The organism is Aporhodopirellula rubra, assembly GCF_014192335.1.
Classification (GTDB): Bacteria; Planctomycetota; Planctomycetia; order Pirellulales; family Pirellulaceae; genus Rhodopirellula; species Rhodopirellula rubra.
In genome coordinates, this window is sequence record NZ_JACHXU010000015.1 from 155,270 (window position 1) to 168,860 (window position 13,591).

Annotated in this window: 10 protein-coding genes; 8 read left to right on the top strand and 2 right to left on the bottom strand. The window is 53.7% G+C overall.

Features of this window, described 5'->3' with window-relative positions:
- Positions 1 to 170 precede the first annotated feature (170 nt).
- Positions 171 to 872: a FadR/GntR family transcriptional regulator gene (locus FHS27_RS19695; RefSeq protein ID WP_246420272.1), complete on the bottom strand. Its 702-nt coding sequence runs from the start codon at positions 870 to 872 to the stop codon at positions 171 to 173.
- A 675-nt stretch (positions 873 to 1,547) separates the two neighbouring features.
- Complete coding sequence (locus FHS27_RS19700; protein WP_184306578.1) at positions 1,548 to 2,273, bottom strand: FadR/GntR family transcriptional regulator; 726 nt, start codon at positions 2,271 to 2,273, stop codon at positions 1,548 to 1,550.
- 355 nt (positions 2,274 to 2,628) lie between these two features.
- Between FHS27_RS19700 and FHS27_RS19705 the strand changes: the two genes are divergently transcribed.
- From FHS27_RS19705 to FHS27_RS19740, 8 genes are all read left to right on the top strand, one after another.
- Positions 2,629 to 3,783: a mandelate racemase/muconate lactonizing enzyme family protein gene (locus tag FHS27_RS19705; protein WP_184306579.1), complete on the top strand. Its 1,155-nt coding sequence runs from the start codon at positions 2,629 to 2,631 to the stop codon at positions 3,781 to 3,783.
- Between the two features lie 4 nt (positions 3,784 to 3,787).
- A complete protein-coding gene (locus FHS27_RS19710; RefSeq protein WP_184306580.1) occupies positions 3,788 to 5,224 on the top strand; it encodes an aldehyde dehydrogenase family protein in 1,437 nt (478 codons plus the stop codon).
- 64 nt (positions 5,225 to 5,288) lie between these two features.
- The gene (locus tag FHS27_RS19715) at positions 5,289 to 5,930 is read left to right on the top strand and encodes a bifunctional 4-hydroxy-2-oxoglutarate aldolase/2-dehydro-3-deoxy-phosphogluconate aldolase (RefSeq protein WP_184306581.1); all 642 of its coding nucleotides are present in this window, start codon (positions 5,289 to 5,291) and stop codon (positions 5,928 to 5,930) included.
- A gap of 163 nt (positions 5,931 to 6,093) precedes the next feature.
- The gene (locus FHS27_RS19720; RefSeq protein WP_184306582.1) at positions 6,094 to 7,182 is read left to right on the top strand and encodes a sugar kinase; all 1,089 of its coding nucleotides are present in this window, start codon (positions 6,094 to 6,096) and stop codon (positions 7,180 to 7,182) included.
- Between the two features lie 483 nt (positions 7,183 to 7,665).
- Positions 7,666 to 9,066, top strand: a complete 1,401-nt coding sequence (locus tag FHS27_RS19725) for a sulfatase-like hydrolase/transferase (RefSeq protein ID WP_184306583.1) — start codon at positions 7,666 to 7,668, stop codon at positions 9,064 to 9,066.
- 78 nt (positions 9,067 to 9,144) lie between these two features.
- A complete protein-coding gene (locus FHS27_RS19730) occupies positions 9,145 to 10,632 on the top strand; it encodes a family 16 glycosylhydrolase (protein WP_246420273.1) in 1,488 nt (495 codons plus the stop codon).
- 38 nt (positions 10,633 to 10,670) lie between these two features.
- The gene (locus FHS27_RS19735; protein WP_184306584.1) at positions 10,671 to 11,873 is read left to right on the top strand and encodes a kappa-carrageenase; all 1,203 of its coding nucleotides are present in this window, start codon (positions 10,671 to 10,673) and stop codon (positions 11,871 to 11,873) included.
- Positions 11,840 to 13,555 carry a sugar porter family MFS transporter gene (locus FHS27_RS19740; protein ID WP_261363947.1) on the top strand — a complete coding sequence of 572 codons (1,716 nt, stop codon included), beginning with the start codon at positions 11,840 to 11,842 and terminating at the stop codon, positions 13,553 to 13,555. Before FHS27_RS19735 ends, FHS27_RS19740 begins: the two co-directional genes overlap by 34 nt.
- The last annotated feature ends 36 nt before the right edge of the window (positions 13,556 to 13,591 follow it).

A 13,591-nucleotide genomic window follows, 5' to 3' on the forward strand; every position in this document is an offset into this window, starting at 1 on the left:
AACACGTCAAAACCAACCTAACCGGTACAATCCAACTCAATCATGCCGGTGGGCTCTCTGAACGCCTCGTTAATTCGCGGGCGCCTCTGACGCAGTGACCGGCAGACCGTGTTGCGAGTCTCAACTAACGGAGTCGTTCAGCTCGCGGATCAATCCGGCAGACAACCTGGTTAAGAAACCTGAGTCGCCTTTTGAATCCGTTCGTTCGCATCCTTGAGCAACAACCGCATCGCTTCGCGGGCCGCCTCAGGATCGCGAGCGCAAATCGCATCGAGCACGTTACGGTGCGGCGGAATGGACGTGCGATTGTCGGACGCCTGACGGTTGGTGACTCGCAAACTCGATGCTAGCGAAACGTGAATCACGTTCGCGACCGGCGAGAAAAACAAATTCCCCGTCGCGTGCAAGATCTCAGTATGAAATTGGAGATCAGCCTTCAGGAATTCATCAAGCTTGTCAGTATTCTCTTCCATCTGTTCGAACGCTTCTCGGATGGCCTGCAACTGTTCGTCGCTCGCCCGCTCCGCAGCAAGCGCCGCGGCCGCTGGTTCGATCGTCTGCCGAAACTCCGTCAGAAAAAACAGTTGCGAATCACCGGTATCTGCCCGCGACTGCCAATCAAGAACTTCCGGATCGAGATAGTTCCACGACCTCGCTGGTAGCACAATCGTGCCACGCTTGGCCCTGGAGTCAACCAAGCCCTTCGCCGCCAGCGATTTGATAGCTTCGCGAATGACCGTTCGGCTGACGCCCATCTTGTCACAAAGCACAGCTTCCTGGGGTAACGGGTCGCCTGGCTTCACATCTCCCGCCAAAATCTGACATCCCAGATCGTGAACGACTTGGCCACAAAGATTTCGACGAGAACGCATGTTTTCCATGTAGTTTAGGCAATCAATACCGATGCTTGGATGACAATTAAAAGAGGGCCTGCGAAGCGTATCAGTATGATTCGAACTTCCTCCAACAGATACAGAGATTACCGAGATACGCCGACAATAACGCGCAACGAATACGCATTTTTGTTGTTTTGCGCGAAAAAACGGCACAACGTCGCCTTACGGACAATCGGGGGGAATGACTCCACACCGAATCTGCAGGAAAACACGAGCTATCGTAGACTCCTCGCCCAACAAAGTCTATTGACTTCACTCAGAGGTTCTTCTGCTGCCAAGATAAGATGAACAGCGGTTTCCTAATCGATCGTTGCATTTTCGCGTGGTTTTGTGGTGAGGCAAGAACTCGCCTAGCACAATCCGGTCCCGCAATTTTGCGATCGGCAGCGAATCCGATCGACTACGTCCCATCAACCGAACAATTTGCCACATTCAGTTTGCTACCAACCTCGCCTCATCCGCCGCACAATTCTGCGTTTTCACGAGACAGGTGGGTAGACCACTGCTCAAATCTCACTCAGTTCCTACTCAATACGGCTGAACTGGATCTTCAAGATCGCGTTTGGGGGGAGCAGATTCGGCGAGGCAGTTTGGCCGGACAGGCGGCGCATTCTGCTCGCAAGGGTTCATCCATCTGGCACGGTACAGCCGCTATTTTGGACTGGCATCTGACGTTTTTTGGATCGCTCTTTCAATCCGTTTCGCAGCGTCCATTAGCATCGACAGCATCGCGTCGTGGGCTGCCATTGGCCGGTGTTCAACGATCGCCCGCAACACTTTTTCATGCAGTGGTACCGATGGAATGTTGTCAGGCGGCAGGCAATTGGTGACCCGCAGGCTGGACTCGAGCGACGCACCAATCACGTTCGCGACGGGTGAAAAAAATGGATTGCAGGTCGCTTGCATGATCTCGGTATGGAACCGAATATCCGCGGCGAGAAACGCCTCAACGTCATTGCCAGCCGTTCGATCCATCTCTTCCCATGCCTCACGGATCCGATCCAACTCAGGCGTCGACGCGCGCTCGGCAGCCATAGCGGCCGCCTTCGGTTCAACGGCTTGGCGAAATTCAGTCAAACAAATGAGATTCTGACCACTCTCGTCCGAGCGAGCACGCCAAGCGATCACGTCTTGATCGAGGTGATTCCAAACACACGACGGACGCACAATCGTCCCGCGCTTCGCACGCGACTCGATCAACCCTTTCGCCGCGAGCGATTTGATCGCCTCCCGAATCACCGTGCGACTGACGCCCATCTGTTCGCACAACATCCATTCCTGCGGAATCGCATCGCCCGGCTCGATTCCGCCTGACACGATACGAACACCGAGATCGTGCACGACCTGCTCACAAAGATTATGACGAGTTCGAGACATTTTTCCTCACACCACTTGATTGCCAAAGTCTATTTGTATTACAATACCACATTCACCGCAAGCGTTCGCCCACGGTGCAACGAGAGTGATTCAAAAGGCGACAAGGATCCGTTGTAAATGCGGGACTGCGACGCCCCAGACTCAACAAGACAACGTTTTTTGTTTTGACACGGGGAGTGCATCGGCAGACGCTGTGGACGACAAGAGACATCCTCGCAAACAAATGATTGAAGACATGGATAATCAGGATTGGTGCCCCACGACCTCGCCAGTTTCGATGTCATCAGCACCCAGTCGAGTTATCTCGCCTCGCGCAACCACGAGCGAAAACTCAAATCAAATCGGCTCGTCTGGCATGAAGATCCAATGCATCCGAACACACCACCTGCGTGACCACCTCGATGTGCCATTCGGTTTTTCACAATGGTATTACGACACGCGAAACACTTTGTGGGTTGAGATTGTTGCCGAGGATGGTACGACCGGTTGGGGCGAGTGCTATGGGCCGTCAGAAATTTATCAATCCGCGATCAACAGTTTCTATGCGCCGAGACTGCTTAATCAAAACGCCTTAGCAACGGATGTCTTATGGCATTTGATGTGGCGTTCCTCGCTCGACTTCGCACGCGGCGGAGTGATGATGGGTGCGATGTCGGGAATCGACATGGCTCTTTGGGATCTCCGTGGAAAGGCGCTTGGACAGTCGGTTTCCGATCTGATGGGTGGTCGATACGCCGACGAGATTCCCTGCTATGCCACCGGCATGTACTTTAAAGAGATGCCCGAAGCAGACCTAATTTCGTCAATCGTCGCGGAGGCATCGAGTTACCAACAACAAGGTTTCCAAGCACTCAAGATCAAGGTGGGCAAGAACCTGGCCTTCGACGCAAAACAAATCGAAGCCCTCCGAGATGCATTACCGAACATGACCATGATGGCCGATTCGAATCACGCGTTCGATCTACCCGAAGCGATTCAAATCGGACGTATTCTCGAAGAGAATGACTTCAGTTGGTTCGAAGAACCGCTGTCACCTGAATTCGAAGGACAGTTTCGACAACTCCAAGACAAACTTGACATTCCCATCGCGACCGGCGAATGCGAACAAACGCGATATGGCTTCCAACGAATGTTATCGACCGGCGGCGTACAAATCGCGCAACCCGACCTTGCCTATTGCGGCGGTCCTTCCGAAGCATTGAAGATCCGCAATCTAGCCTCCTCGATGGGGATCAACGTGGTGCCGCATTGCTGGGGTACCATGCTCAACCTAGCATCAGCGACTCACTTCATTGCATCGGGATATCGCGAACCCGGTCGAAAAGAAACTCCGTCGCCACTGCTTGAATACGATCGCACCCCCAACGCACTTCGTGATGAACTTTTTGAAGTTCCCGTGGTCGTTCGCGATGGCATCGCCCAAGTCCCAACGGGACCGGGACTCGGCGTGATTGTGAATGAAGAAAAGATGCAGTCTTTCGTCGTGAACCAAACCGAAATCAAGGCTTGAAGGGATGCTGAACCATCGTTTTTCGATGTTGATCAATGGCAAGTTGATTCACACGGACAAAACATTCCCGGTAACCAATCCGGCTACCGGCAAAGTCGTCGCGGAAGTCCCCGAGGTGGACGATGCATCGATCCAACTGGCACTAACTTCGGCGCACGACGCCTTTCAAATCTGGTCCCGGATGCCGCTGTCTCAGCGACAACCGATCATTGAAAAATACCGCCAACTGCTCGAACGCAATCGCGAAGAAATCATCGGACTGCTGATCACAGAAACCGGCAAACCGTACGACAATGCCGAATACGACTTTGGAATGCTGACGACATGCCTTCGTTTTTTCTGTGATGAAGCCGCTCGCATTGACCAACAGGTGATTCCTGACCCCGATGGTCGTTTTTTGAACTACACCCTACGTCAGCCTCTGGGAGTGGTGGTGGGATATCTCGCGTGGAACTTCCCGCTGCTGAACCTCGGATACAAACTCGGACCGGTATTGGCATCCGGATGCACCGCGATCATCAAACCATCTCAGGTCACCCCGCTGGCGACGCTCCGATGTGCAGAATTGCTGATTGATGCAGGCGTACCCGATGGCGTCATTAACATTTTCAGCGGCACCGATTATGACGTCACGGCCCCGCTGCTCGAGAGCGGCATTCCTTCGATGTTCACGATGATCGGATCGACGCGAGCAGGTGTCGGCGCGATGAAGTCGGCCTGCACGAACGTCAAACATTTCTCCGTCGAGTTAGGCGGAAACGCCCCCGTGCTCGTTTACGACGATGCCGACATCGAGGCCGCGGCTCACAGCATTGTCGATCTGAAATTCGCTAATTCGGGTCAAGTCTGCGTTTCCCCCAATCGCTGCTTCGTCCACGAATCCGTGTATGAGGAATTCTTGTCCGCCGCGGCCGCTCGCGCGTCGGGCATCACCCTCGGCGCCGGACGAGGTGACGGACGACGAATGGGGCCAGTGCTCACTTCTCAAGCACGTGACCGAATGTTGTCATTGATTTCAGCCGCACAGGAAAAAGGGGCCTCGATCGTTTGTGGGGGCAAGGCTCCCGACCCAGCCATGGAAGGCTTTTTCATTGAACCGACCATCCTTCGCGATGTCAGCCGAGACATGGCACTGTCATGCGACGAAATTTTCGGCCCGATCCTGCCCGTCATCCCCTTCACTGACGATGACGACGAAATCGCATTAGCCAACGATACCGAATATGGATTAGCCGCTTACGTGTACACGACGAACATCACCCGAGGGCTCCGAGCAGCCGCCGAGATCGAAGCGGGCAGCGTTTGCGTCAACGAAGTCCACTACGCCGTGCACCTGCCTCACGGCGGGTTGAAACAAAGCGGCGTGGGCAAAGACTGCTCCCGCTACAGCTTGCAAGAATACCTCACGCTCAAACGGGTTTCTGTCCTCGTTGGTCCGTAATGACGCCCCTACCGAATCGATCCGGTTCAACACAATCACCGCATATCGGCATCCCGCACTCCTCATGAACTTCCCGACCGAAATTTTAGACCGACTAAGAAAGTCAGGCGTCGTCGCGGGTTTCTCGGTAGATAATGTCGCGCACGCAATCCCGCTGGCCAAAGCACTCCTCGCTGGCGGCATCGACGCCATCGAACTGACACTGCGAACGCCCGCGGGACTCGAGTCGGTCAAAGCGATCTGTGAAAACGTTCCCAACATGCTAGTGGGCGTTGGCACCATTTTGACGCCGGAGACCGCTATCGAAGTCAAAGCAGTGGGCGCCGATTTCGGCGTTGCTCCGGGAATGAATCCCCGTGTCGTCCGCGCCGCACAAGAGGCAGGCCTTCCCTTCGCACCCGGCATCGCCACACCATCGGACCTCGAAGCCGCGATCGAGCTGGGTTGTCGATTCGTCAAATTCTTCCCGGCCGAACCGGCCGGAGGAATCACGTACCTTCGCAGCATGGCGGCCCCCTATCAACATTTAGGCATCGAGTACTTTCCTCTCGGTGGAATCAACGCCGACAATATGTCGAGCTATCTCCGGGAACCCAACGTTCCGGCCGTCGGCGGATCCTGGATCGTGCAAAAGGAATTAGTCGATCGCAAAGATTGGTCCGGCATCACCGAACGTGCTGCCGCAGTATTCAAGCGCACGAAATAGCGTTCAGGAAATTTCGTGCGGCAACGTTCGATTGCAATCCGCATCGTTTCCGCTCACGTTCACGAACGTCCCGCCTGTTCTTCAATAACGAAACCATCAATCGGATGCTTCCGTCGGTGATTGCATCTCCCCATCAAACTCGACAATCATGTGGAATGAGCCAATGAATACGGTCGTGACCTTTGGCGAAATCATGGGACGACTCGCCGCTCCGGATAACCTTCGACTCCGACAAACCCGCGAACTCGAGGTGACGTACGCCGGTGCTGAAGCCAGCGTGGCGGCATCGATTTGCAACTTCGGTGGTTCAGCACGCTATGTGACCGCGTTGCCCAAACACGCATTGGCTGACGCAACAATGGACGCCGTTCGCGCCGTCGGTATCGACACCCGTTATGTCCTGCGGACCGACAACGGACGCCTCGGCCTCTACTTTCTCGAAACCGGTGCCAATCAACGCCCTAGCAATGTGATCTACGATCGCGCCGACTCCGCGATCGCCATCACACCCGCCGATCAATACGACTGGAACACAATTTTTCACGATGCTCAGTGGCTCCATCTCAGCGGCATCACACCGGCACTTTCAAAAAATTCAGCCAATGCCACGCTCGTTGCCGCGAAAGAAGCCAAACAAGCGGGTGCCACAGTCTCAATCGATCTCAACTTTCGAGGCAAGCTATGGAAATGGGCGACACCGAAATCGTCGCGCGAACTCGCTCAAGAAACGATGAAGAGCGTTTTGCCTTATGTCGACGTTGTCATCGCGAACGAAGAAGACTGCCATGACGTTCTCGGCATCCAAGCCGGCGACACTGATGTGCATTCCGGATCCTTGGACACGTCGCGTTACCCTGACGTGGCCCGCCAAGTCATCAAGATGTTTCCCAACATCAGCAAAGTTGCCATCACGCTTCGCGAAAGCCTCTCGGCAACGCACAATAACTGGGGCGCGATGCTGTTTGACGCGGCATCGGACCAACCGGCATTCGCTCCGGTGGACCACGCTGGTAACTATCAGCCTTACGAAATCAAAAACATCGTCGACCGAGTCGGGGGTGGCGACGCGTTCGCAGGAGGGCTGATCTTTTCCCTCATCACCGCAGAACTGAGCGAGCCACAAACAGCAGTCAAATACGCCGTCGCCGCATCCTGCTTGAAACATTCGATCAAGGGCGACTTCAACTACTCCACCCGCGCTGAAGTAGAGTCACTCATGGGAGGCTCAGCGTCAGGACGCGTTGTGCGTTAGCTCGCGTCTTTCGCTCAACCCGGAAAACACACTACGCCACAACTTGCAAACCCGAACCTCCGGTTGCTCTGCACTCGAATTACCGCGCGTAACATGCACGCGTTTTGATTGGAGCATGCCGACCAGGCACGTCCCCATTTCACCGACAGTCACCTGTTCACGATAGAGCAGTGCCAAACAGCAGCAATACCCACGAGCAGCCCGCAATCGCTCCCAGCAATTAACGCGAGTGCGCACGAGAATTGCACGCGATTTCTACCAGCTCTCAACGGCCCCGCGACCTCAGCAACCATGCGCCGTACGGCCCCGATAGCGCACGAAAACCGTCTGGAAAAGATGGCGACGGATCCGCCGACGTCCCCAACGGATCCGTCATTCGCTTAATCGCCCTCTATTAAATACCATCACCCCATTGACGACGCCCTCCTCTTTTTGTATTACAATATCACCTACCGGAATTCACCTCAACGTGGGACATCGACCATGCACGCCTCGCGGATCCTGTTCATCGCAGCAGCCATGCTTCTACCGGCATGTTGCCTGGCAGCGGAAAAGCCGAATATTGTCTTGCTCTTTGCCGACGACGCAGGGTACGGCGACTTCGGTTTTCAAGGCAGTCGCCATTTCAAAACGCCCCATTTAGACAAACTCGCAAAGTCCGGCGTCCGGCTAACCCAGTTCTACGTGTCGGGAGAAACGTGCGGCCCATCTCGTGCAGGATTGCTCTCGGGTCGCTATCAACAGCGATTCGGTTACGAGGAAATCAACGTTCCCGGAATCATGAGTTCGCACAGCAAACTGCTCGGTGATGAAATGGGTTTGCCGACTCATTTAAAGACGATGGGGAACCATCTGCAGGACCTAGGCTATCGCACGGCCGTGTTTGGCAAGTGGCACATGGGTGTCGCCGATCGATACCACCCGCTCCGCCGCGGATTTGACGAGTTCTACGGGATGCGAGGTGGCGCCCGGAGTTTCTTTGCGTATGAAAATCCAAACCAGACCGCGCGCGAAAACCTAATCGAACGCAACTTTGAAAACTATCAAGAACACGACGGTTACCTGACCAACGCGATCGCGGATGAAGCATGCGAGTTCATTGAGCGCAACCAGGATTCTCCCTTCTTTGCCTACGTTTCTTTCACCGCAGTGCATACCCCAATGCAAGCGGACCCGAATGACAAAGACTCGTTTCCTCAATTGGATGGGACTCGCCGAACCGCCGCCCAAATGATGCTGTCGATGGATCGTGCATGCGGCAAAATCCTCGACAAACTCAACGCGCTCGGCGTCAGCGAAAACACTCTCGTTGTGTTCACCAATGACAACGGCGGTCCGATGGATAAAAACGGATCGAGCAACTATCCCTTGAGCGGAGTGAAAGGCACACAACTCGAGGGCGGCATTCGCGTCCCGGGAATCGTCTCATGGCCGAACAAGTTAAAAGGTGATTCGGTTTTTGACTCGCCGCTTATTACGCTCGATCTCCTGCCCACATTCATCGCCGCAGGCGGCGGTGATCCCTCGAAGATTGACGACCTCGACGGCACTAACATGTTGCCTTTTCTGCAAGGCGACACCTCCACATTACCGCACAAAACGCTGCACTGGAAAATGGAAACGCGTGGCGCCATTCGAGAAGGCGATTGGAAGTTACTACGTTTCCCAGACCGCCCTGCGGAGTTGTTCGACCTCGCCAAAGACCCCGCCGAACAACACGATCTCGCCCGCCAGCACCCTGAGATCGTCAAACGTCTCTTTCGCAGCATGTTCGCGTGGGAACTCGAACTCGAACGCCCCCTGTTTATGCTTCGCCGGGCAGAAGAAGGATGGTCATCCCGGCGGACAGACCAATTCCGATCGCCACCCGCCAAAAAATACTAATACGAACTCATTGATATCCCCAACCATATCGATCGCTTTCTATCTCAATTTCATGTTTGCCAAGTCAACGAACTAACCATGAGAATCGCTAGCCAAAATTTCTCCGTAGCGCGAAACCTCCTCGGCATCAGTCTCCTGCTATTCGCGTCCGCCAACACGCAGGCACAAGACAATCACCTCACTTCGAAGGCTCCGGCACCCAAACACCCCGGTACGGTGTCACCCGCGTCCGACCCATCCAACTCAGGCAACTGGAGCCTTCGCGAAGATATCAGTGATGAGTTCGAAGGCGACGAAATTGACCAGTCGAAATGGTTTGTCGAAGGGAATAATGGTGACTACTACATCTGGAAGGGCCGGGCACCTTCGCAATTTGCTCCCCATAACGTGATCGTCGAAGACGGCAAACTGAAGATCCGGTCACAATGGGAACCGGCATTCAATTTTGCCAAAGACGAAGGACATGAAGGCAATACCTACCGAACCCACGAAGGCAAAGACGTCCCCGTCACGACCGGAGGCGTGGTCAGTCGCAAACGTTTTCTAAACGGATACATGGAAGTCAAATCCAAGCCGGGTGATTCGGCGATGACCGCCGCGTTCTGGGCCATCGGCTACGAATCAGAACTCGATATCTACGAACAGATGGGTAACCCCAACGCCGGCAATGATATCCAAGAAGACAGCACCAAAATGAGCGTGCACGACTGGCAGCCACCGGCGAAGCGCCCGACGAGAAAGTTCGGTTACAAAAAGAAACTCCCCTACCGCGTCGCAGATGACTTTCACGTCTTTGGTTGCGAATGGGGCGAAGATTACCTGAAGTGTTTTATCGACGGCGAACTCGTTTATGAAACCACTCAGGAACAAGAAGGCAAGAACTGGGTGCTGACCAACCCACTAGAAATTTGGTTGGACTCCGAGATCTTCGTTTGGCTCGGTCTCCCAACTGAAGATGAACTGCCTACCGATTTTGAAATCGAATATCTTCGGGTTTGGCAGCAGTCGCAATCCAACCTCCTCGATCGTGCCTTCTTCGGCTTCGAAGGTCCGTTCCTGTTTCAAGAGAACCCACGGCCGCTGGATCTGGTCCCCGAAAGTTCAGTCAACAATGACTATCAACAGTTCTGGCGCATCAATGATGCATCAGCGAAACACTTCTCAATCGTCCGGCACAAGGAATTCGCATCCGGCACACGCAGCCTGATGTTGACGACCGAAGACGAACTTTCCGCAAACGACGTTTTCGTTGAAGGCCCCGAAGGGTCCGTTGATATTGCCGCGGGCACCTACGATTTCACCGTGAAAGTTTGGGTCGATTCCAATAGCACTGCAGAGAAAATCCAGTTTTCTCTCGCGGATCCAACCTTCGAACTTCCTGCAATCGACCTGACGTCGTGCGAGAAGGGTGAGTGGGTAACGGTCACTCAGTCGTTCACAAAAGAACAATCCTCCACCGATTCAGATCGTTTGAAGATCTCCATTGACCGCGTTAACACCCCCAGCGGCAAAAATCTTATCTATCTCGATGAGATCGCTATCCAACGCTCTGAAGCGTCAAAATGAAACGCCATATCCGCATCGACCATCTCCCCCACGTCGCCATGAAAACGATAAGTCCGATCGCCAGCCACTCACTCTTCGCACCTATTCTCCTCTTACTGATGGCCTCGCCGTTGATGGCGTTAGAACCGTCTCCCGTAGGGGAAATTTTCCAAAATAGCCCAGGAGATTGGGAGTTCGTATCAAACCAATCGGATGAATTTGATAGCGACCAAGTTGACACGGCGAAATGGAACATCAATACCGAAGATTTGGGAACATGGAGTTGGGAACCCGAAAATACTTTTCAACTCGACGGCATCATGCATCTGCGAATGGTGCAAGAAGACCACCAACGAGGTAACAATAAACTCGCCTACAAATCTGGAATTGCCCGCCAATACACAACGGCAACGTATGGCTATTTTGAAGCACGCGTGAAGGGATGTGATTTGTTCCCGGGTGCTTCTCCGGCATTTTGGTTGCACAGCAAGGGACCTGAGAATCGTTTCATGGCAACGGATGGAGAAACCGTTGCCTATTCCGAGATCGACGTCATCGAACTTCAGCAGGGGGAATACAACGACACGACCAAGCAAAATAACGGCGTTGATATCATCGACTGCAACCTTCACGCCGTTTTGATTCGCGATGGCAAGCGACAGTGGATCCGTCCTGGCACACACCCGGAAACGAACAAAAACGAATATCACGCTTCGTTTGACCCTCGCAAGGATTTTCACGTCTACGGCGTTGAGAACAACAAAGACTTTGTCATCTGGTACATCGATGGCAAGGAAGTAGCACGCAAACCCAATCTCTACTGGCATCTTCCCATGCACATCACCTTGTCGTTGGGTTTGCGACGGCCGTTTGAAACCTACAAAAACGGTGGACGCGAAGCGGTCCTCGAAAACACGACTCGAGAGGGCTTTCCGACAGAAATGTTGGTCGACTACGTGCGTGTCTGGAGAAACAAAAACACCATCGCAGAGTCATCGACACCCAACAAACAATCAAACGGCTCGAAAGTAAAAACGAAAACCCGATCCGGCAACCAACTCGACAACGAGGTCGCTGGCCATTCAATGAGCAAATCGCAATTTGTCGCCATGGAGAAAGCCAAGTGGGAAAGCAACGGCTGGCCATGGAATCGCGAAAAGGTGGAATCCAACTTTGAAGAAATCGATGTCAACAACGACGGAGTCGCTTCGGGAATCGAACGTCAAAAATGGTTTGCCAAAAAGAAGGCTTCGCTGAAGTAACCGTACGCCATTCGAACCAGCTAAATTGTACTCATCGGATCATCGCTGCTCCGATTGCCAACACCCCCAAATGTTCGACGAAGCCCAACATGAATTCTTACAAGACGAACGCGATGATTTACTCAACGATCGTCGCGATGGGAGGCTTTCTGTTCGGGCTCGATGCAGCTCTCATTTCAGGAACGATCGATTACATCACGGCCGAGTTCTCGTTAACGCCCGAGCAACTCGGAACCGCCGTCAGCGCTCCCGCGTTGGGTGTTCTGGTCGCTCTGCCGTTTGCGGGCTACATCTGCAATCAGTTCGGGCGCAAAAAAGCGATCCTCTTGATCGCAATCCTCTACCTGGTCTCCGCAATCTGTTCGTCACTGGCCCCGAGTTACTGGACTTTGGTTGCCGCTCGTTTCTTAGGTGGTCTCGCATTCAGCTCCATCTCACTGGCGTCCATGTACATCGGCGAGATCGCACCACCCAAACTACGAGGAAAACTCGTTTCGATGACCCAAATCAATATCGTGATCGGGTTATCGGGCGCTTACTTCGTCAACTACCTGATCAATCACTGGGCGACGTCCGGTGCACCCTGGGTGGTCAACATGGGACTCGACACCAGCACGTGGCGTTGGATGCTGGGGTCTGAAGTACCGTTCGCCGTACTCTGGTTCGGGCTCCTATTGTTCATCCCGGAAAGCCCATCGTGGTTTGTGTTTCAACATCGGGACGAAGACGCAAAGCAGACCTTGCGCAAACTGATGCCCGAGGATGAGATCGATGCCCACGTGGCCGAGGTTCGTGAAAGTATCCACAAAACCACCGATGACCATTCCATCCAAGCACAGTTACGGGGGATCTTTGGCAAACCGATGCGATTGACGTTTGTGATAGCATTGACGATTGCGATTGCACAACAATCCACGGGCATCAACGCGGTCTTGTTCTACGCTCAAACAATTTTCAAACAACTCGGTATTGGCTCAGACGCCGCGTTCGTGCAAGCCATATGGGTTGGTCTGACCAGCATCGTATTTACGGTCATGGGGCTACTACTCGTTGATCGACTCGGCCGTCGCCCGCTGATTATCTGGGGAATGGTTTGGATCATTGCGAGCCTGGGCATCTGTGCCTACGCGTTCCACAACGCTCGCTACGTCGTCAGCGAACAAACAATTGCTGCCATCGAAGCCGACGAACAAAACGCTCTCAGCGAAGTAAGCCGACTTCAATCCATCGCGGGAGTCCAACATACCAGCGACATCGAATTCAAACAGGCGATTCGCGACACATTGGGCCCCGACGATGCGAACAAACACATGGGAACGATCCTGGACGCCTCGATCCAAATCGACGCAAAACTGGTCCTATTCGGCATCCTCAGCTTCATCGCCGCGTTCCACTTTTCCGTCGGCCCGGTGATGTGGGTTCTGTTCTCAGAGATCTTCCCCGTTTCGCTTCGTGGCATCGCGATTCCCTTCTTCACGATTGTGACCAGTCTGACGAGTTGGCTCGTTCAGTTTTTTTTCCCGCGACAACTTGAGAGCATGGGAATGACGTCCGTGTTCCTTTTTTACGCCGGAACCGTATTCGCCGGGTTGGTGATTTTGTTCTTCACACTAAAAGAAACCAAGAACATGAGCATCGAGGAAATCGAAACAACACTGCGAACGAACGGAGCAACCACGTAAACTCATCCTGAACATCATTTCCTTGCTGTAATTCAG